Origin of the sequence: Flagellimonas lutimaris (assembly GCF_051494225.1) — a bacterium.
Classification (GTDB): domain Bacteria; phylum Bacteroidota; class Bacteroidia; order Flavobacteriales; family Flavobacteriaceae; genus Flagellimonas; species Flagellimonas lutimaris_A.
This window is the reverse complement of the sequence record NZ_JBNPYE010000002.1, coordinates 22,972-44,196: the sequence shown is the minus strand read 5'-3', so window position 1 is coordinate 44,196 and position 21,225 is coordinate 22,972. Positions and strand designations below refer to the sequence as shown.

The window sequence follows — 21,225 nt, the reverse complement described above, 5'->3', positions numbered from 1 at the left end:
ACTATGAAATTATTTGCACTGTCCCTGCTCGTTTTTTGTTTTACCTTTCAAATAACAGCACAAGATGGGCCTACAACTGAAGATGAAACTCAAAAAATGCCCGAATTGGTACTAGTATTTACCAAAACTGAGGGTTGGAGACATAAATCCATTGAAAAAGGCGTGCAAACCCTCAGAGAATTGGGTCGACAAAATGGCTTTATTGCATTACAAACAGAATCGGGGGAAGATTTTACTGCTCAGAACCTGAAGAACTACAAACTGGTTGTGTTTTTAAATACCACACTCGATGTATTGGACAATGCGCAACAAACTGCCTTTGAAGGTTATATTAAAGCGGGTGGAAGTTTTCTCGGTATTCATTCCGCATGTGACACCGAATATGATTGGCCTTGGTATGGAAAATTGGTAGGAGGATATTTTAACGGACATCCCAATGACCCGAATGTTCGAAAGGCTAAAATAGATGTGGTAAGCAAAGCTCATCCATCTACAGAGCATTTGCAAAATTCGTGGACAAGGACAGATGAGTGGTATAACTATAAAAACCTAAACCCGAACACCACTGTTTTACTCAACTTGGATGAGAGCAGCTACGAAGGCGGTACCAATGGGTCCAACCATCCTATTGCGTGGTATCACGAATTTGACGGAGGGCGGTCTTTTTACACAGGAGGAGGCCATACAGAGGACGCTTATGACGAACCTATGTTCCGAAAGCATCTTTTGGGAGCAATCGAATGGTGCTTAAAGCGAAAGTAGGGTTGGTCTCGCTACAATAATCCCAATATTGCTCTTGATGTTTTTCAAATAATCTGCCAAAGGCAGTTCGGAAATTTCAACTTCGCCATTTTTGCTGGAGGCGTGCAATAAATGTAACCTTCCATCCGGTTGATGGATGGCAATTCCCGTGTGGGTTACATCCAATCCTTTTATAGAAGTGGCCAAAGCAAGAATGTCACCTGATTTGATAAGATGTTCCTTACTTTCAATTTGGTCTTGCGGTAAATAACAGAGCTTTTCTTTGGCAAGTTCTTTTTCGACCTTCAACATGGCTTCAAAGTTCTCGTTGCTGGCCAAAAATGGATAAAGATTGCGGTGCGTTCCCATAAAATTAATGGGTTTTTCCAGTTCAACACCACCCAATTCTCTAGTTATGTCCTTGACCAACCCTTTTTTCTCGTTGTTCCGAATCCATTCTGTAAAATAATGTAAACGAGAGGAGTACCCTTGCAAATTCCCATTTCTATACCGAACGGTTTCTAAATTATCGGTAAAATTCTCAAAAGCTGTCTGCTGATTTTGGAGCATAAGGCTAAAAGCCAATACATTTTCCACAAAGGTGGTGCAATCCAGCCCTCCAAAATTCACGACCAAGGTTTCCGTATCGCCAACTTCCAAAGTTTTTTCGACATAGGGTGTTCCCATAAACGATTGCCCTACCAAAGCTATGGTATCACCTAAGCTTGATGCTTTTGTTTGCTCCAAATCGGACATCTTAACCTCGAAAAGAGATTTGTCTTCTGGGGAACAAGTGATTTGTTGGGCCGAAGTTTTAGATAAAAGCCCTAGAAAGAAAAGCAGACATAAAATGTGGCCTGCCTTAATGTTTAAATTTAAAATATTCATGAGGCTTGTAATATGTTTTTAATTCTGGAGTGATAAATTCCACCTGAATCAAGTCAGTATAATTGATGAAATCTAAATGTAAGGATGTTGAGGTCAAATTTAGGTCTTCAATTTTTAAATTTGAATATGCTTCTTGAATTTCTGTGGGTATTTCCCCAATTGTTCCTGAAAAGCTAGGGGCGGAAAAGATGTTCCAAGTTGTTTGAACCAAATCGACATATCTTTCACCTTCTGTAACCTCCCATAAAACATCTTTCATTTGAAAATCTAAGTTCGTCTCAAATTGATAGTTGTAAATGGACTCGTTTAAAATAGTGATTGATTTGTTCTCTGGAATTATAATTTCATCAGGTCTATCGCCGAATTTTGTGTAAGCATATAAAAACTCATCACTATTATAACTTATAATACTTAAATATTTAGAGTAAGTATCCAAGTAACCAAGTTTGAGTGGACTGGGAGGCTCCGCATCTGCGAAAAAATATGATGTGAATTTTCCGCCACTCAAGTTCATTGATTGATCATCTTCAAAAACAGCTGAAATGGATGATAGTTTATATGTTGAAGTTGTGTTGGGCAACTCAACCTCCAAATAGCTATCAAAAGACTTAAAGTCCGAATAGTCCAAGGTAATATCATCTCCGTCACTCACATTTTCTATTGAGTAGTATTTTAAATTATTGCTTGAGTCATATATCGTAAAAAAGAAATCAGGGTTATCATAAATTGGAATGTTTTCATGGGTATAATTGCCGGTAAATCCTGGAAGGTCTGGCCCACCAGTCGCTACAAGAATCCCATTTCTGTCAGAAATCCATCGGTATTTTGGTGATACATTCTTAATTGTTATATTGAAGCTACCCGTGGAAGAATCTCTAGCAGAATCGTTGTTTGCCCCAGCATTTGATGTATATTTCCAATGAGATTCCGCCGATATATTTGGATACGATTTGAAGGTATGCAACATTTCACCTTCAACTGAATTTTTGTAGTTGAATAGTGTAATGGTGAAATTATCGGGATGGGGTTCTTCTTTTAAAACCTGAAATTCAAAATTGTCTCCAAACTCGAAAGATTTAAAGTCTAACAAAACGCCATTTTCATCATGAATGATGACCCAATCATCTGTATCACCGGTGTTGGTTAAAGCCTCAAAAGTAAAATAGGTCACCATTTCCGGCTCTTGTTCTTCAGGGTTTTCCGTTGTTGGTTCTTCTCCTTCTGTAGGATTGGGATTGGGTGGTTGTGATTCATCTTTGGAACATCCATAACAAATAAAAAGGATCCCCAACAACATTGGAAATAGATTTTTCATGTGCATAGTTTAGTTGCACTAAAGATAAGTATCTCAATAAAATACCGTAGAAAATTCTGTCCAATAGTAAAAAACGAAGTTGAACTTATGAGTTTGTTTGGCCTTCATTCTTTTGTTCAACCGTCAATCGGGTGGTTCTTGCAATGCTTTCAGGATAATTGTCCTGCAAAAACCCAATAAGTTTCTCGCGAACAAGCACCCGTAGATCCCAAGCAGTAGGTGAATCTTTGGCACTCATAAGACATCTTATCTCAACATAATTGGGTTTGGTGTCGGTAACTTGAAGCACATCCACCTTGCCATCCCACAGGTCGGTATTCTTTAGAATACGGGTTTGTTCTTCACGCAGTTTATCAAAAGGCACATTATAATCCACATACAAAAAAACGGTTCCCAAAAGGTCGGAGGAAGTTTTGGTCCAGTTTTGAAAAGGTTGATTTATAAAATAGGGTGTAGGTACAATTAGGCGTCTTTTGTCCCAAATGCCCACCACTACGTATGTCAAGGTAATCTCTTCGATTCGTCCCCATTCACCTTCCACGATTACCACATCATCCAGTTTTATGGGTTGGGCAATGGCAATTTGGACACCTGCTAAAATAGTTCCGATAAACTGCTGTGCAGAAAAACCGATGATAATTCCAGCGACCCCTGCGGAGGCAAAAATACTGATGCCCACTTCTCTGATTTCCTCAAAACTCATTAAGGCAAACCCGGTTGCCAACAGAATTATGATGAAAATAAAAATACGTTCCAGAATGGTGAACTGCGTATATACCTTTCGTGCCTTTAGGTTGTCCGCCACTCCAATGTCATAATTTTGTATGACTACCTTTTTTATGATTTTGAGCAAAGCGATCATTAGCCAGGCCATTGCAAAAATGAAGAGAATTGTACTTGCTTTTTTAAACCAGAACCCGGCATCTTCCAAATTTAAAAGGTCACGCAAAGCCTTCAACCGGAGCAGAACCGAAACAAAGATCAACACCAAAGGTGTTGCCAATCTTTTGAAGGCACTTTTAGGCAACAAGTATTTTGGGTTTTTACCCAAACGTTTCATTAGTATGGAAGTGCTCCAATAAAGGATGATGAGTACAACGAGGGCCACACCCAAATAGATAAGAGATTCTTTGGAAACATTGTCGTAAAAGGACTCCATATTCCAAAAATAAGGTAGAAAAGTCTTCGTAAGACATTAAGCTCAAACAAAATCGAGAATCATTATTTCATCATAAGAAAGTATTTGAATACGGAAAAGGTGAAGTCCTCTTCGTGTTGTATTTTAGCGGCCTAAACAGAAAAGCCGTGAAAAAAGGAGTTTTATTGGTTAATTTGGGCTCGCCAGATAACCCAACCGCCAAGGATGTTAAGCCATATTTGGATGAATTTTTGATGGACGAACGTGTTATCGATGTAAACCCTATCCTTAGAAACATAATAGTTCGAGGGATTATTTTGAACACACGTCCCAAAAAATCAGCCGAAGCCTATTCCAAAATTTGGTGGGATGAAGGTTCTCCTTTAATTGTTATTTCTGAACGGTTTATGGAAAAGGTTAAGCAGAAAACGGACCTTCCAATTGCTTTGGGAATGCGATACGGTTCCATGTCCATAAAAAAGGGATTACATGAATTGAAAGACAAAGGGGTAGATGAAGTATTCTTAGTTCCGCTGTATCCGCATTACGCTATGTCCTCGTACGAAACAGTGGTGGTAAAAGCACTTGAGGTGCAACAAGAGGATTTTCCCGAAATGCACTTGACCACCTTGCCCGCTTTTTACAGCAATCAGGATTACATCAAAATATTATCAAAAAGCATCGCCGAAGGCCTAAAGGGTTTTGATTACGATCATGTATTGTTCTCTTATCACGGGATTCCAGAGCGGCACATTAAAAAATCAGACCCAACAAAATTCCATTGCCAACTGAATGGGGAGTGCTGTAAAACAAATTCTGTTGCACACCATACATGTTATAGACACCAATGTTACGATACCACCGAATTGGTAAAAAAAGAATTGGACCTGCCCGAAGATAAGGTGAGCACTTCGTTCCAATCACGATTGGGCAGCGACCCATGGCTACAGCCATTTACAGATAAGGAGTTTGAACGATTCGGCAAAGAAGGAATTAAAAATTTAGCGGTGATTACCCCAGCATTTGTTAGCGATTGTCTGGAGACCTTAGAAGAAATAGCTATGGAAGGAAAAGAACAATTCCAAGAAGCAGGCGGTAGGGAATACATTCACGTTCCATGCTTGAACGATCGTGATGATTGGGCCGAACTTATGGCTAAATGGATAAAGGAATGGGAAGAAAAAGATGCCCTGCCAGAAACCAACATCCGATAAACTCCTTAAAAAGAAGAGAAAAATATCACTATGAAGATTGAAAACCTGGAGCAGGAGCTTCACCCTTTTCGGGAGCAACTCAAAAATCACGAGCTATACGCACAACTAGAGTCTGTGGATGATATTAAAATCTTTATGGAGAGCCATGTGTATGCCGTTTGGGATTTTATGTCGCTCTTAAAAGCCCTTCAGCAACATTTGACCTGTGTGGGATTACCTTGGCATCCAGCTATCGATACTTCGGTGACACGATTCATCAATGAGATTGTTTTGGAAGAAGAAAGCGATTTCAACGAAAAGGGAGAAGCCAAAAGTCATTTTGAGATGTACTTGGATGCGATGCAAGAAGTCAATGCCGATACCCAAAAAGTTCAAAGGGTTATTTCATCCTTCACGGATCTGGAAGTAATATCAAACCAAATTGAAAAAGCTGGACTTAATGAAGCAGAAAATAATTTTCTACAGTTCACTTTTGATGTCATTAAAAGCCATCAACCGCACATTATCGCAGCTGCCTTTACGTTTGGTCGCGAAGATTTGATTCCAGACATGTTCTTGGGAATCATCGAAAATAGTGGAGAAGATGGTCCGCGTAAGTATAAAAAACTCGAATACTATCTCAAAAGGCATATTGAGTTGGATGGAGACGAACATGGTCCTTTGGCATTGCGTATGATCAATGCCCTATGTGGTTCCGATGAGCAAAAATGGAACGATGTGAGCGAGTTCAGTAAAAAAGCCCTTCAGTTAAGAATAGAACTATGGGACAGTATTGCCAAAAAACTAACCGAGAACAAAGGTAGTTTGGTGGATGCGTCGTAGATTTGAAGGGATAGACTATTCACTTTATTTTTTACCCAAAGAATTTCTCTGGCATGGCCAAAATAACCTCTAACGATCTCGGTGAAGAACCCATAGGAAAATTACTGATCAAACAGGCAGTGCCCGCTTCAATCGGCATACTGGTAATGTCCTTGAACGTTTTGGTAGATTCCATTTTTGTTGGGAATTGGATTGGCTCCATTGCCATTGCCGCCATAAATGTAGTGTTGCCAGTTTCCTTCTTTATTGCGGCCTTGGGAATGGCTATTGGTATAGGGGGTTCCAGTATTATTTCCCGGGCGCTCGGTGCCAACAATAAAGAAAAGGCACTTAAAACATTTGGAAACCAAATCACATTGACCTTAGTGGTTACCATAACCATGGTGGCACTGGGACTTTATTATGTGGACGACCTGATTCCGACCTTTGGAGGTAAAGGCTCCATTTTTGATCCAGCAAAAATATATTACACGATCATTTTGTACGGGGTTCCCTTTTTGGCCCTTTGTATGATGGGAAATACGGTAATAAGAGCGGAAGGGAAACCCAAGTTTGCAATGATTGCCATGATCATACCCTCCATTGGAAACCTGCTCATGGACTACATTTTTATTTATGTTTTTGATTGGGGTATGCATGGTGCTGCATGGGCAACCACGGTAGGCTATTTGCTTTGTTTCTTCTATGTGTTTTATTTTTTTCTATCGGATAATTCAGAATTAAAAATTAATATCTCTCATTTCGGATTAGATCGTCCCATTTTAAAAGAGATCGGTTCATTGGGCTTTGTTACTTTGGCCAGACAGGCAGTAACCAGTATCACCTATTTGTTGATGAACAATATATTGTTCAACTTGGGAGGTGAGGCCATGGTGGCGGTTTATGCCATTATCGGTAGAATGTTGATGTTTGCTCTCTTCCCTGTTTTTGGGGTTACCCAAGGTTTTTTGCCCATCGCAGGCTATAATTATGGTGCGGTCAAGTACGATAGGGTAAAAGAGTCCATTTATACAGCGATTAAATATGCCGCATTGATGGCAACTATTGTTTTTGTGGTGCTGATGGTTTTCCCTGCAGAAATTGCCTCATTGTTTTTGAGTAATCGGGCCGAATTATCCGCGGAAGAAATAGAAGCCAACAATTTTGTACTGCAGCATACACCCTTGGCCATGCGTTTGGTGTTCGCCGCAACCCCAATTATTGCCATACAGTTGATAGGGGCCGCCTATTTTCAAGCCATTGGAAAAGCGATTCCAGCTTTATTGTTGACGTTAACACGACAAGGATTCTTTTTTATCCCTTTGATCTTGGTGCTTCCTAATTTTATGGGAGAAATAGGGGTATGGTTATCTTTCTGTATAGCAGATGTACTTTCTACCATTGTCACGGGCTTCTTTCTTCAAAAGGAAATCAAATCCGAACTATCCTAGATATCGATTCTTTCATATAGAATGTTTAATTTGGATGGCCATAACCAAGCATCCATGAAAAAAATTATTCTGGCAGGGCTTATTGCTATTTTGACAATCGCCTGCAACGAAAAACCTGAAGAAAAACCCATGTATACCCTATTTGTTGGAACCTATACCGATGGTGATAGTGAAGGCATCTACACCTATACTTTTGATACAAACACAGGTGAGCTTTCCAACGAAAAACTGGCGGCAAAGCTGGCAAACCCATCCTATTTGGCCATTTCAAATGACAAGAAGAACCTCTACGCCGTCCAGGAAACAGCTGATTTTGACAGTTTGGGTGGCGGTGTTACGGCCTTTAGTTTGAACAATGACATATTGGAACTTCAAAACAGCATGGGCACCCAAGGGGCACATCCATGCCATGTTTCCCTTTCTGGAGATGGAAAATTGGCCGTAGCCAATTACACAGGGGGTAATGTCTCTTTATTTTCATTGAATACAGATGGTTCTCTTGGAAACGACCCGCAAGTAATTGACCACAAAGTCTTGGACACGGTTAAAACCTCCCATGCGCACATGGCCCAATTCGATGCTTATGGACTTATGGTGACAGATTTGGGATTGGATGCCATCAAAAGATATGTGCAAAAAGATGGAACTTTTGTGCCTGCAGAACAAGCTTCCATACCATTTGAGGATGGAGCTGGCCCAAGACACTTTACCTATGGTAAAAATGGAAAAATACTCTACGTCATAAATGAGTTGAACAGTTCAATTTCCGTTTTTGAAAATGTTGAGAATGGAAATTATATAGAAATTCAAGTGGTTCCGACCTTGGATGCTAATTTTGATGGGGAAAGCTTTTGTGCGGACATTCATTTATCGCCCGATGGAAAGTTTTTATATGGTTCCAATCGTGGGGAGAATACCATCGTTGTTTTTGCTGTTGATGACTCTACCGGTGAATTGGAATTGGTAGGCAGGGAATCGGTTCATGGGGATTGGCCTAGAAACTTTTCTATGGACCCAACAGGGGAATTTTTGTTGGTCGCCAATAAAAAGACCAGCAATATTACTGTCTTTAAAAGAGATGTGGAAAAAGGGACACTTACTTTTTTGAATGAGACCGGACACCCCAATCCGGTTTGTTTGGTGTTTTTGAAATAAATGTTTGTTTTAAGAGACTTCTTTTAATCAATCGGTAGGCTTCAAGTTTTGTAGAATCAATAATTTTATTTGCGCTGTCATTTAACAAGTCCATTTGAGAGTCAGAGACAAAATACATATGGTCATCAAAAATGGCAAAGGTGGTTGGAATGTCTGTGGGGCTTTCAAATGCCATTAGTTTGGAGGGGCCAATAATTTCAGAACCTTTTGGATTCAATTTATATTGAAATACTCCGTTTTTTTCGGGTTCTTTTCTTGCATTAACGATAGCGATTAAATTTTTTTTGTAAAATTTCAATCCATCAATGCCTTTAAACTTATTGGGTCGGTTGATTAATTTTTTTGAGGCGATGTCCAAAACGCGCAGTCCACTCTCCATAGAAGCTATATAAAGGAATTTGCCATTTGGAGAAATCGCGATTCCATTTGAATGGGCTATATTTTCATCTGAAAAAAATGTTTCCAAATGTCCAGTTTCCCTATTTTGGGAATAAATATCTGAACTTTCGGAGTCGGTTATGAAAAATTTACCGTTGGTGTCCACAGCAATGTCGTTGAGGTAAGTTTTACCCAAACTTTTTAAGGTGTATTTTTTGATCAATTCCCCGGTAGAAACCTTTAACAATAACAAAATAGATTGGTTGCTTGGTGTGGTATGGCTGTTGCCCAAAGCATAAAGCGTGTCTCTCTTAACGGTCATTCCAAAACCTGGTAAATAACCAAATTGATTTTTTTGTATGAAATCCTGAGGGTGTCTTCCATCCAAATCAAACCGCACAATTTTGTTTTTATAAAGACTGTTCAAAAATACTTTTTCTGAAACGGGGTCAATGGCTATGCCTTCTGGAATCAAATCCTTTTCAATATACAAAAGTGTAGATGATGGATTTTTAGCACAGGATATGAAGTTAATTAACAACCCTAAACAAATTGTTTTAATTATGTTGGGGCACATAATTTTCTTGAAATTATCTTCCATGTGGTTCCATATTGGGAAGTGGGCTTTTATCCCTAACATATCGGTCAAAGTGATTTTTTATCGCATGGAACTTATCTTCCCGATACTCTCGAATACCGTGGTCGGCTCCTTCAAAAAGGATAAACCGCGTTGGATGTTTGTACTTGTACAATTGATTCACCAGGTGCAGCGATTCTTCTGGGGAAACCCTCCAATCAGCACTCCCATGCATGATTAAAAGTGGGGTGCTTTTGCACATCTCATCGGCCCATTGCACAGCGGAACGTTGGTCCAATTGGTTTTCCTTGTCCGTAATGTAATTGGGAACAAGTTCTGAATACACATGTTCTTCCATTTCCGGTCGCTTTAATATGTTGAGATGCGAATCCGCCACTCCGGCAATTACTGCTGCTGCCTTGAATGTACAGGATTTTCTTAATGCCAAATAGGTCATCATTCCACCGCGACTACCTCCTTCTATCCCAATTCGAGTCGTATCCGCCTTCGGCAGTTGACTCAAGACAGGCACTAAATTCAAAACATCGTTCACATCATCGCCACCAAACTGTTCCAATCCTTCACCACCATCGTTACCCCGATATTGACTGGCGACCACTACATATCCCCAGCTGGCCATTTTACCCATAAAAAAACCAATGCTCAAAGGTGTCCACTCCCCAAAATCTCTATTGCCGCCACGATTCGATATGATACAGGGATAAATACCTTGTTTTTTTGGCTCGGCAATGTATCCGGTAACCTTTAGGCCGTCCGATAAATAGGTTATTCTAGAGAATTGAATGGAATCAAGATGGGGCACTCTTTTGGCCAATCGTATTTTTATGGAGTCGGAAAGGACAAGAGATTCTTTTGATATAATTTTTCCGTCTTGGGCGCAAGAAGCAATAGGAATGAGAAGTAAAAGTAATAGAATCTTTTTCATTGTTTATTTTTTTGAAAGGAACACAATAACACCAATAACCGCCAACACAGCCAGCACGGTAAAGAAGATTTTCCAAAAGCTGTAGGGTCGTGTGCCCGATATCCGTCCATTTTCCCCATTAATAAAAAAGTTGTACTCCTTACCGTTGAATCGATAAGCACTCACATAAACGGGCAACAAAATGTGTTTAAAGGTCTCCTCGGATAATTCCATGTCCATAGAGAGCACACGTTGGGTATCTCCACCAATATCATGCCTGCACCATGTATCGGCGATATCTTTTGCTACTTCTTTCGAATGCAGATGACCGTCTTTTAGAGGAATGGTATATTTTTCGGTGACAAATCCGGACAGAAATCCACTATCGAAAGGTTGAAGCTTTTTTAAATCCCACGAGGCAATTTTATCTGGGATTCTCCCGGTTTTCTGGTGCGAAGCTTTGATCAAAGTATCGTCTACAAATCCGGAAACTTGACCAGATGCTGGGTACCATCTTGTTTTCCTGACCCTTTGGGTCACCATCTTTCCATTGGCGTTACGAACCCTTTTGGTTTCGTAATAATATTCGCCCCGTTGACCGGTGTAGGAGGCGTAGAGTTGTGCGTCAAAAGTCCAATAGGGTAAATAAAGACCTTTTGTGAACTGAGGGTCTAACGATGCTTTTTTTAAGTTGTTCGGTGCAAACCATAAGCGTTTTACCCATTTTTTAAAAATGGTGAAAGATTGTTTTTTATCAATTTGAAAGGGTAACACTGCACCGGGCAAAATCCAGTTTTCTTTGTAGGCGTCTTCTATTACCAAAGGCTGACCACAATACACACAATGGAGCGATTTGTAGTTTTCTTCCACATGTTGGTCGGCACCGCAATTTTTGCAATGCAGCATGGAAATTTCCTCACTGTGCTTTTGCGCGCCCATTTCCTTTAGGAAAGGGTCAAGTTCCAATTCCTTAAACCCATTTTTATCTACAGCGATGGTCTCCTCATGTCCACAATATTCACAACTGATACTTGTGGTACCGGGCTTGTATTTGAGCTCTGCTCCGCAATTAGTGCAGGCTTTTTTGAGTTCGGATTTTTGGATTTTTTGATCTTCCATATCTTCATTCCCGCGGAGGCGGGAATCTTGATGATTTTTTTGGATTCCAGTTTTCACTGGAATGACAGGGTAATTGACTTTTTGGTTGTTATTTCGAAGGAGTCTGCGACTGAGAAATCTAAATCAGAAAGTTGAGATTTCTCAATCGTTGCTAAGCAACTCATTTCGAAATAACATTGAATAATAAACTATTCCGTTGGTAAAGGTGGCGGTGTATTGCCTCCCAAGAATGATTTTAGATCGTCCACCTCTTTTAAGGCCATCCAAGCGGACATTCCCTGTTTCCATACCAAACTATCGCGGTTAATGGTTCGCGAAGCAAATAGGGATTGCATTTGCTCAAAGCTTACAGGGCCGTGTTGTACTCCGTTTGCTGCGTAGTAATACATGGTTTGTGTTGGCATTGGTGGGGGCACGGCTCCAGGCAATGGTTGTGTAGCTCCCTGAGGATTGGCATGCATGGTTCCGCCCATCATACCGCCCATTTGCTGTGCAAGCACAAATCCCATACCCATGCCCATACCGGCACCTGCGGTGCCACCTTCGTTTTGGGCAGCGGCCTCGATGGCTTTGGCTGTTTTGAATTTAGTCAACTTATCAAGGTCGAGCTTGTCAATTCGGCTATACTCGAAGATTTCTTTTTTGAGGTCTTCGGGCATGGAGACATTTTCGATATAGAATTTTTCCAAAGAAATACCTACTGTTTGAAATTCCGGGGCCATTACCTCACGGCACGTATCGGACAATTCGGAAGTATTGGCAGCGTAAAGTTCAATTGGAAGGTTGGCTTCGCCAACGGTATCTGTAAATCGTGTTGCAATCAAACTTTTTAAGTGCTCGTTAATTTCAAAATTGGTGAAGTTACTGTCCGTCCCAACAATGTCCTTAATAAATTTTCCAGCATCCGCAATTTTAAAAGCATAGGTTCCAAAAGCTCTTATTTCAACCAGACCAAATCGGTCATCGCTTAAAGTGATAGGACTTTTGGTCCCCCATTTTTCATCGGTAAAAAGGTGGGTGTTCACAAAGTACACCTCCGCTTTAAAAGGAGAATTAAAACCATATTTCCAACCTTTCAAAGTGGCAAGTATGGGCAAGTTTTTTGTGGTAAGGTCGTAGGTGCCCGGTTCAAAGACATCGGCCAGTTGTCCTTCGTTAATAAAAACAGCGGTCTGCCCTTCACGGACAATTAGTTTGGCACCGTTCTTTATTTCGTTCTGGTAGCGCTCAAATCTGTAAGCGATAGTGTCATCGGTATAATCGAGCCACTCGATAATGTCGATAAACTCATTACTGAGTTTTTCCTTGATTTTTCCAAAAATATCCATGGTAGTGTTTTTAGTTTATTCGATGCTTAATTTATAAAAAAAGAAGATTGCTTCCGTTAGATTAGTGTGAAATCGGTCGGAAATGTTACGGGGCATGTGGAAAAACTAAATTTCGGTCTCTTCTTGGGATTTTGTTTCCAACTGAAGTAAAAGATTCTCCTTTTTAGAAATTGCCTTGATCATAAAGATGGCCAATAAGGATAGTGGAATGTCGACTACTATACCAATCATGTCGGCCTGTGTACTAGTCATGAGTTCTTGAAGGGTCTCTGCTTTTAGACTGGATTTAAAAATGTAACGCCCTAAAATGCCTGCAATAATCCAAAAGGTCCACCAAAACCCTATTATATCTGAGCTTTTGGCAATAGGTTGTTGATTATATTTTTGAATTAATAAACAAGTCTCGTCATCAATTTCCTTCATGATCTGGTAAGGTCTAAATAAATTTATTATTGGCACGAACCAACTGCCTGCAGCCCAACCTTCATCATACCTTGTATCGGTTCTGTTATTTAAATTATAGTAGGCCCTCCGAAACCATCTAATGAATAAAACAGCTGAGGTAATATACAGCACCACAGTAATGATTCCTATGACTCCTTCCCTTAGGTCATTGTTCGTTAATTCATGTTCGGATACATAGAATCCTTCTTGGACTTTTAACAATAGGTCATATTGAAGATAGGAGGATATTAAGGACAATAAACTGAATCCTAGTATGGCCCAAATAAGATATTGCGCCCATTGTGCTCTTTTCGTATTGGGTCGAATTGCCTCTTTAGGTTTTTTGATGTAAGTGTTTGATGCATCTTGTTCAAAGTCTGGACATTTCCCTTCAAAATCAGCCTCTTTACCAGTAAGATTGCATAGTAGTCCCTTGTTGAAGTCTAAGTGGCGGTTTTTGCATTGTTTGCAAGAAACCAATCGTTCAGCTCTTGTCATTGTATTTGGTTAGTCGTTTAAATTGAAACGGGGTTGGTTTTAGGATATTGTTTTAGCAAGAGTTACTACTTCATTTTCCCAGCTTCCTTCAGCATTTTCAATACTTTTTCCTTGGGAAGTGCTTCAATTTTGTGCCCATCTCGCCCAATAATGGTTTCCCCTGCAAAAAGGGAATTGAGGATGGCTTCTTCTGTAGCTTCAATAGTGGCTAAAAAAAGAGGGGTCATGGCTTCATTACGTAAAGTCGGCACAGTTTGAATGGGATTTTCACTTTGATAAGGAATTCTGCATTCCTCTGCCGTGGAAACAGCAATCACATAATCGCCGCTTCCATTACTGGCAATGCCCCCTGTTTTTGAAAGACCCATCATGGCCCTTTTGGCCAAGCGTTCCAAATTCCTAGAATCCAAAGGAGCGTTGGTGAGAACCACCATCATACAGGAACCATCTGGCGAATATTTAAAACTATTGGAATAATGTCCCAACTTCTTGCCAACTTCAACACCAGCCACTTGCAAGACCCCTCCAAAGTTGGTTTGTACCAAAACACCCACCGTATAACCCCCGGATTTTTTCGGTAATATTCTGGAAGATGTTCCAATACCGCCTTTAAATCCAAAACAGATAGTTCCGGTTCCCGCACCTATATTACCTTCGGTGACAGGTCCCGATTTTGCATTTTCTATGGCTTTTAGTACATGCTCTTCTGTAACATGACGACCTCTAATATCGTTGAGGTAGCCATCATTGGTTTCACCAACAATAGCATTCACCGAACGGACATTTTCGTTTTTGGGCTGATGGAGCGTATACCCAATAACGGCATTCATGGCTGTGGGAACACTCAAGGTATTGGTCAAAATAATCGGGGTTTCCAGATTGCCCAGTTCCTTTACTTGGGTATAACCTGCGAGTTTACCGAATCCGTTGCCCACATAGATAGCTGCGGGCACCTTTTCCTGAAAAATATTACCGGAATGGGGCAAAATGGATGTGACTCCAGTTCTAATATCTTCCCCTTGAATTATGGTGGTATGGCCAACCTGAACGCCTGGTACATCTGTAATGGCATTCAAAGTCCCCGGTTGTAGTACCCCAATTTCAATCCCATGGTCCCGAAGCCGATTTTGTGAAAGCATTACTATTGGAAATATGAATAACAAAAAACAAAGACTTCGGTTTTGCATGGTGATATCCGCAAGATTAATCTTTTAGGGTGCTTACCGTCACCAGCAATTGACCCACATGTCGTTGGCTATGTTCAGCTGCATGAAAAAGCAAACCGATTACCGTTGATGGCAGTTTTTGCCTTCCCACAAACCTTTCTTCGGAGAGCATGGTATCAGGAATGGTTTTAAGGTGGTTCAACGCTTCCGTGACCTTCTCTTCAAAATTGTCAATCAGATGTTTTGATGATGGAGCGTCCTGTCCGTCCCCTTCTTTTTTTAGGTATTCCAGTTGTTCGGTAGTCAACAATTTCCCTTTCGAATAGGTGAGCAATCGATCTAAAACCCCTGTCAAATGTTTTAAATGAAACCCCACGGAAGCCCTGCCAAACGGTTTTTCCCAAAGCTTTTCTTCAGGGAAATCAAGTAAATAGGTTTTTACTTCTCGAACCGATTGCAACAATGCATGTGCAGCTGGTTGCAAAAGCGGGGATATTTCAGGTATGGGACCGCTCAACCAATACTCCTCGGGAGGTGATATCGAACTTTGTTTATTCATGGTTAAAAATTTCGATAATCTCCTGCCAAATATTTATTGGCTTTTTCTTCTTTGAATCGGGCGGTTTCTGCGTCCCAATGTAATGTCTCACCAGGGAATCGACCTGCAATCGTGCCTAATAAAATAGTTTCGGTCAACCTGGCCGCATAATCAAAAGGAGCAGTGGTGGTATCCTTGCCCAAACAGGCATCCACAAACTGATGGTAGTGCTTAGGTCCTTCAGTACCATAGTTTCGGATAGGTTCACCCAAATTGTGTTCTTCAGAGACCTTGGCAATTTCTTTGGAGATATCCACGTATTTCCCTTTTCGTATTTTCTTTGGTAACTGCATAAAGTGGGGTAGCAACAAACGTCCTTTGGTTCCGACAAACATGGCACCCTGTTCCGGCAATTCGTTTTCAGCGGCTATACCGGCATCCAACGAAATTTTATTCTCATCACCATCATCTTTGGATTTTTCGTCCTTTTTCATTTCCATTCCTGGTAACATAAGATCTTCGTGCATTTCTGGAGCGCCGGGGCCATCGTACCAAATCCATTTCAAGGATTTGCCAGTATATTCGGTACCGGGGAACTCATAGGTAACGGTATTGTTTTCTGGGAAACCAAATCCGTTGGTGGGTCGGCACTGGGTCATAATGGTTCTTGGAACATCCAGCTCCAATGCGTTGTATGGCGTATCAAAAATGTGAACCCCCATATCACCCAAGGTACCGCAGCCATAATCCATCAATTTTCTCCAATTTCCAGGGTGGTACATTCCATCTTTATACGGTCTTTCTTTTGAGGTGCCTAACCAAAGGTTCCAATCCAATTGGTCTGGAACGGAATCTTCTCCTTTAGGTAAAGGACCATCGTACCCCCAGTTTTTTGGAGACCATGCATGCACGGTATGTACTTTTCCAATAATTCCAGATTGAATCAAAAGTGTGGCCAGTTTGTAATCGTAAAATGAATGCACCTGAATACCCATTTGGGTTACCAATCCTTTTTCTGCGGCAACTTTTTTCATTTCTCTGGATTCGGACACATAGTGCGTCAGCGGTTTTTGACAGTATACGGGCTTGTCCATATTCATCGCCATCAAAGCTGCTGGCGCATGCGTATGATCGGGCGTGGAAACGATAACGGCATCAATTTCGTCTCTCATTTCTTCCAACATGGTGCGGTAATCAAAAAAGATACGAGCTCCCGGATGCATTTTATGTGCTGCCGAGAGATTAATGGCATCTACATCGCAGAGTGCAATTACCTCAACTGCTTTATGGGATGAAACCGCCTTTAAATCCTCCATTCCCATATTACCGACCCCAATGTGGGCCGTTCTAAGTTTATCTTTTGGAAATCCTGCTTTTAAAATGGAAGGAGCAAGCATAATTCCTAGTGCTCCCACACTACTTTTCTTGATAAATTCTCTTTTGTTCATGGTCTGGAGGTTATAGTTTTTTAATTTTTATGTTTCTGAACCAAATTGGGCTCGCATGATCTTGAAGGGCAATGTAGCCTGTTTTAAATTTTCCATAATCGGGGGCATTGTCCCATTTTCCCGAATTCTTTTTGGCTTGCCAATCTTCTGACCATGGCGTAAATTCCAATAACTTTTTGCCATTGAGCCAGTGTTCCACCTTTTCCGGAGTGAACACAATTTTTGATGAATTCCATTCCCCTACAGGATTCAGTTGTTTTTGTGATTCGTCCGCTGTATGCATGGCATAATCGGCTCCCGTTTTTTGCCAGTCTTGAAGTAGTTCTGGGTGCTCGGCACCAAATTGCGAATTGTATCCTACCAAATCGTGGATGCTGGCATAGTTTTCATCGTCGATTAACTGATATTCTGGGGCTACTACTGGAGGGCCATCATATCCTTCTTTTACATGATAAAAGATTCCACTATTGGCTCCTTCGGGTATTTTCCATTCCAAGTAGAGTTCAAAATTATCGAACTCTTCAGTACCATAAATAATATCTTTCCCGCCAGTATAATCTTGTTCCAGTCCCAGTTCGGTGTCAAAAGTGAGGACACTGTCTTTTATCGTCCATCCGGGAGGAAGGGAGTCCATGTTGTAGCCGCGCCAGCCTTCCAAATTGGTACCATCAAAAAGGTAGGTCCATTCAGATTTTTTGTCGTCGGATTGGGTTGTTGTTTGTTCTTTTTTGTTTGATCGGTTTTTACAAGATGCAACTATCAAAAGTAAAATTGCGAACTTAAAAAATTTGAGCATGGTTTAGTTTTTGATTTTTATCTGCGAGGTTAAAGTACAAAATATTGAATAACTTTTTTTGCGCCTTTTTCACTACTTTTAAGGCTGACTAACTCAACACTTTAAAAATGAAGACTTGCTTTTTTAAATTCGGTATGCTCTTGCTTACCGCTACATTGTTTATTACTCCAATGCATTCCCAACGTAGGAACAAAAAACAAAGTGCACCGGAGTATCCCGAAGAACTTTACTCAAGCTTGGAATACCGATTGATCGGGCCATTCCGTGGAGGTCGTTCCGGTACAGTTACAGGAGTACCCGGAGAACCTAATTTGTTTTATTTTGGAGCCACAGGTGGTGGTGTATGGAGAACTACAGATGGAGGTCGTTCCTGGGAAAATATTTCCGACGGTTATTTTGGTGGTAGTATAGGTGCCGTTGAAGTATCCCAAAGCGACCACAATGTGATTTATGTAGGTGGAGGAGAACAAACGGTCAGAGGTAACGTTTCATCGGGATATGGTGTTTGGAAAACTGAAGATGCGGGAAAAACCTGGAAATCTTTGGGCTTGGATAAAAGTAGACATATTTCACGTATGCGAATCCACCCAAAAGATCATAATATTGTGTACGCCGCTGTGATGGGCAATTTATACAAGCCCACCGAAGAAAGGGGCGTTTATAAAAGTACAGATGGAGGAGAGACGTGGAAAAAAGTGCTTTATGCAAATAATATGGCGGGAGCGGTTGATTTGACTTTTGACCCGAACAACCCACGAATTTTATATGCATCAACATGGAGAATTCAACGTACCCCATATAGTTTAAATAGTGGGGGCGAAGGCTCTGCACTTTGGAAAAGTACCGATAGCGGAGAAACTTGGACAGAGATTTCTAAAAACGAAGGTTTTGCAACCGATACTTTGGGAATAATTGGTGTTACCGTATCACCCCAAAACAGTAATAGGGTTTGGGCCATGGTAGAAAATAAGGATAAGGGAGGTTTGTACCGTTCAGATGATGGAGGTGAAAAATGGACCCTTATCAATAGTGAGCGTAAACTAAGACAACGTGCTTGGTACTACACAAGGGTGTATGCCGACACAAATGATGAAGATATGGTTTATGTACTCAACGTTCAATACCACAAAAGTACGGATGGAGGGAAAACCTTTGAAACCTCCAATGCTCCGCATGGTGATCACCACGATCTTTGGATTGCCCCAGAGGATTCCAACCGTATGATCATGGCCGATGACGGTGGAGCCCAAGTAAGTTACGATGGTGGCGAAACCTGGAGTACCTATCATAACCAGCCTACGGCCCAGTTTTATAGGGTTACTACGGATAATGCTTTTCCATATCGCATATACGTAGCTCAACAAGATAACTCTACGGTTAGAATCAATTATAGAAGCGACGATGGTTCCATTGGAGAGGATGATTGGGAATCAACAGCAGGGGGCGAGTCAGCCCATATTGCCGTAGACCCAACTAACGATGATATTGTATACGGAGGTAGTTATGGAGGATTTCTTACCCGCATTAACCATGCTAAAAATACCAGAAGAGCGATAAATGTTTGGCCAGACAACCCTATGGGCTATGGCGCAGAAGGAATGAAGTATCGTTTTCAGTGGAACTACCCTATCATGTTCAGTAAGCACGATCCTAAAAAATTATACACTTTCTCTAACCACGTGCACATGTCTACCAATGAAGGTCAAAGTTGGGAATTGTTGAGTGATGATCTTACTCGTAACGATCCCACAAAATTGGTTTCCAGTGGTGGGCCGATTACACAAGATAATACTAGTGTGGAATATTACTGTACTATTTTTGCAGCTAACGAAAGTCCATTAAAGGAAGGTTTGCTTTGGGTAGGTAGTGATGATGGTTTAATTCATGTAACCAAAGATGGGGGTCAAACCTGGGAAAATGTTACCCCACCTAACATGCCAGAGTGGAACATGATCAATAGTATTGAACCTTCTGCTTTTGATGAAGGTACTTGTTATGTAGCTGCTACACGATACAAACTGGGAGACTTTACACCTTACTTGTACAAAACTACCGATTACGGAAAAACTTGGACAACAACTACCAACGGAATAGAGGACGAGCACTTTACCCGTGTGGTAAGAGAAGATCCAAAAAGAAAAGGGTTGTTGTATGCAGGAACCGAAACAGGTATGTATATTTCTTTTAATGATGGAACAAACTGGGAAAAATTTCAAATGAACTTACCCATTGTTCCCATTACGGATTTGACCATTAAAGACGACAACTTGATTGTAGCCACCCAAGGAAGAAGTGTTTGGGTGATAGATGATCTTACCGTATTACACCAATTGGATGATGCCAAGAAATCGGCAGATGCCATTTTGTACAAACCAAGAAATAGTTACAGAACCAAGGGTAGAGCAGCAAGTAGACCATCCAAGACAGAAGGGCAAAACTTGGCCAATGGTGTAATTACTCATTTTTACCTTAAGGACTTTTCAGAAAAAGACAGCATTGCACTGACCTACACCCAAATGAACGGAGATACTTTGGCTACTTACAGTACATACGCCAAGGAGAAGGATAAAAAACTGGAGGCAAAAAAAGGAGGTAACACCTACGTTTGGAATACCCGTGGCAAAGGAGCCGAAATGTTGAAGGGTATGATTCTTTGGGGGGCCAATTTAAGAGGACCAAAAGCCGTTCCTGGAACATACAAGGTCAGTTTAAATGTAAACGGAGCTGATCAAACAGAGGAATTTACCATTCTTCCCGACCCTAGGGCCGAGGTTACGGTAGCTGACATGCAAAAGCAATACAGTTTTATCACCGAAGTCAACGAAACTGTGGACAGGGCACATCAATCTATCAAGAAAATTAGAGCAATCAATGGCAAGTTGGATGAATTCATCAAAAAGTATAAAGATGATGAAGCAACCAAAGCTTTGGTAGAGAAAGCCAAAAAGATGAAGGAAGAATTCGGGTCTATCGAGAAAGAACTATATCAAACCAAAAACAGAAGCGGTCAAGATCCATTGAACTTTCCCATCAGACTGACCAACAAATTGGCACATTTGAATAGTTTGGTTTCCTTCGATGATTTCCCGCCAACGGAGCAGGATATCGCTGTTAAAAATGAAATGTCAGGGAAGATAAATGCGCAATTGAACGCTTTTGATGCCTTGGTAGATAAGGAAATCTCGGCTTTCAATGCAGAGTTCAATCAACTTAAATTAGATTATTTAAGCATCGAAGAATAAATGGATAAAGCCCTTATGTTTTTGCATAAGGGCTTTTTTTTTACAATACATTCCAGCATTATA

At 40.8% G+C, this 21,225-nt stretch carries 18 protein-coding genes; 6 read left to right on the top strand and 12 right to left on the bottom strand.

Features of this window, described 5'->3' with window-relative positions; translation table 11 throughout:
- Positions 1-3 precede the first annotated feature (3 nt).
- A complete protein-coding gene (locus ACQQ5U_RS05360; RefSeq protein ID WP_437395935.1) occupies positions 4-762 on the top strand; it encodes a ThuA domain-containing protein in 759 nt (252 codons plus the stop codon).
- On the opposite strand, the gene ACQQ5U_RS05355 is transcribed toward ACQQ5U_RS05360, so the two are convergent.
- The 3 genes from ACQQ5U_RS05355 to ACQQ5U_RS05345 form a co-directional block, all read right to left on the bottom strand.
- Positions 748-1,629: an N-acetylmuramoyl-L-alanine amidase-like domain-containing protein gene (locus ACQQ5U_RS05355; RefSeq protein ID WP_437395934.1), complete on the bottom strand. Its 882-nt coding sequence runs from the start codon at positions 1,627-1,629 to the stop codon at positions 748-750. The genes ACQQ5U_RS05360 and ACQQ5U_RS05355 overlap by 15 nt on opposite strands.
- Positions 1,604-2,944 carry a hypothetical protein gene (locus ACQQ5U_RS05350; RefSeq protein WP_437395933.1) on the bottom strand — a complete coding sequence of 447 codons (1,341 nt, stop codon included), beginning with the start codon at positions 2,942-2,944 and terminating at the stop codon, positions 1,604-1,606. Before ACQQ5U_RS05350 ends, ACQQ5U_RS05355 begins: the two co-directional genes overlap by 26 nt.
- 85 nt (positions 2,945-3,029) lie before the next feature.
- Positions 3,030-4,103 (bottom strand): mechanosensitive ion channel family protein, encoded by a 1,074-nt coding sequence (locus tag ACQQ5U_RS05345; RefSeq protein WP_437395932.1) that lies wholly within the window; start codon positions 4,101-4,103, stop codon positions 3,030-3,032.
- Positions 4,104-4,249: 146 nt separating this feature from the next.
- Here ACQQ5U_RS05345 and hemH point away from each other — a divergent pair, with 146 nt between their 5' ends.
- The 4 genes from hemH to ACQQ5U_RS05325 are packed head-to-tail and all read left to right on the top strand — an operon-like array spanning position 4,250 to position 8,703.
- The gene (gene hemH, locus ACQQ5U_RS05340; protein WP_437395931.1) at positions 4,250-5,296 is read left to right on the top strand and encodes a ferrochelatase; all 1,047 of its coding nucleotides are present in this window, start codon (positions 4,250-4,252) and stop codon (positions 5,294-5,296) included.
- Between the two features lie 30 nt (positions 5,297-5,326).
- Positions 5,327-6,118, top strand: a complete 792-nt coding sequence (locus ACQQ5U_RS05335) for a DUF3050 domain-containing protein (RefSeq protein WP_437395930.1) — start codon at positions 5,327-5,329, stop codon at positions 6,116-6,118.
- 53 nt (positions 6,119-6,171) lie between these two features.
- The gene (locus ACQQ5U_RS05330; RefSeq protein ID WP_437395929.1) at positions 6,172-7,548 is read left to right on the top strand and encodes an MATE family efflux transporter; all 1,377 of its coding nucleotides are present in this window, start codon (positions 6,172-6,174) and stop codon (positions 7,546-7,548) included.
- A 54-nt stretch (positions 7,549-7,602) separates the two neighbouring features.
- Positions 7,603-8,703: a lactonase family protein gene (locus ACQQ5U_RS05325; protein WP_437395928.1), complete on the top strand. Its 1,101-nt coding sequence runs from the start codon at positions 7,603-7,605 to the stop codon at positions 8,701-8,703.
- Here ACQQ5U_RS05325 and ACQQ5U_RS05320 read toward each other — a convergent pair.
- The 9 genes from ACQQ5U_RS05320 to ACQQ5U_RS05280 form a co-directional block, all read right to left on the bottom strand.
- Positions 8,645-9,682 carry an SMP-30/gluconolactonase/LRE family protein gene (locus tag ACQQ5U_RS05320; RefSeq protein ID WP_437395927.1) on the bottom strand — a complete coding sequence of 346 codons (1,038 nt, stop codon included), beginning with the start codon at positions 9,680-9,682 and terminating at the stop codon, positions 8,645-8,647. The two genes, ACQQ5U_RS05325 and ACQQ5U_RS05320, sit on opposite strands and share 59 nt — an antisense overlap.
- Positions 9,672-10,604 carry an alpha/beta hydrolase family protein gene (locus tag ACQQ5U_RS05315; protein WP_437395926.1) on the bottom strand — a complete coding sequence of 311 codons (933 nt, stop codon included), beginning with the start codon at positions 10,602-10,604 and terminating at the stop codon, positions 9,672-9,674. Before ACQQ5U_RS05315 ends, ACQQ5U_RS05320 begins: the two co-directional genes overlap by 11 nt.
- Positions 10,605-10,607: 3 nt before the next feature.
- Positions 10,608-11,702: a DNA helicase PriA gene (locus ACQQ5U_RS05310; RefSeq protein WP_437396672.1), complete on the bottom strand. Its 1,095-nt coding sequence runs from the start codon at positions 11,700-11,702 to the stop codon at positions 10,608-10,610.
- Between the two features lie 188 nt (positions 11,703-11,890).
- Positions 11,891-13,030 (bottom strand): SPFH domain-containing protein, encoded by a 1,140-nt coding sequence (locus ACQQ5U_RS05305; RefSeq protein ID WP_437395925.1) that lies wholly within the window; start codon positions 13,028-13,030, stop codon positions 11,891-11,893.
- Positions 13,031-13,135: 105 nt separating this feature from the next.
- Positions 13,136-13,972, bottom strand: a complete 837-nt coding sequence (locus tag ACQQ5U_RS05300) for a DUF4328 domain-containing protein (RefSeq protein WP_437395924.1) — start codon at positions 13,970-13,972, stop codon at positions 13,136-13,138.
- A 65-nt stretch (positions 13,973-14,037) separates the two neighbouring features.
- Positions 14,038-15,111 (bottom strand): P1 family peptidase, encoded by a 1,074-nt coding sequence (locus ACQQ5U_RS05295; protein WP_437395923.1) that lies wholly within the window; start codon positions 15,109-15,111, stop codon positions 14,038-14,040.
- Positions 15,112-15,175: 64 nt separating this feature from the next.
- On the bottom strand, positions 15,176-15,697 hold the full coding sequence (locus ACQQ5U_RS05290) for a DinB family protein (RefSeq protein WP_437395922.1): 522 nt from the start codon (positions 15,695-15,697) through the stop codon (positions 15,176-15,178).
- A 2-nt stretch (positions 15,698-15,699) separates the two neighbouring features.
- Positions 15,700-17,124, bottom strand: coding sequence for a Gfo/Idh/MocA family protein (locus ACQQ5U_RS05285; protein ID WP_437395921.1), 1,425 nt, complete (start codon positions 17,122-17,124; stop codon positions 15,700-15,702).
- Between the two features lie 10 nt (positions 17,125-17,134).
- Positions 17,135-17,920: a 3-keto-disaccharide hydrolase gene (locus ACQQ5U_RS05280; RefSeq protein ID WP_437395920.1), complete on the bottom strand. Its 786-nt coding sequence runs from the start codon at positions 17,918-17,920 to the stop codon at positions 17,135-17,137.
- Between the two features lie 107 nt (positions 17,921-18,027).
- Between ACQQ5U_RS05280 and ACQQ5U_RS05275 the strand changes: the two genes are divergently transcribed.
- Entirely contained in the window at positions 18,028-21,162 is a 3,135-nt protein-coding gene (locus ACQQ5U_RS05275; RefSeq protein ID WP_437395919.1) for a WD40/YVTN/BNR-like repeat-containing protein, read from the top strand.
- Positions 21,163-21,225 lie beyond the last annotated feature (63 nt).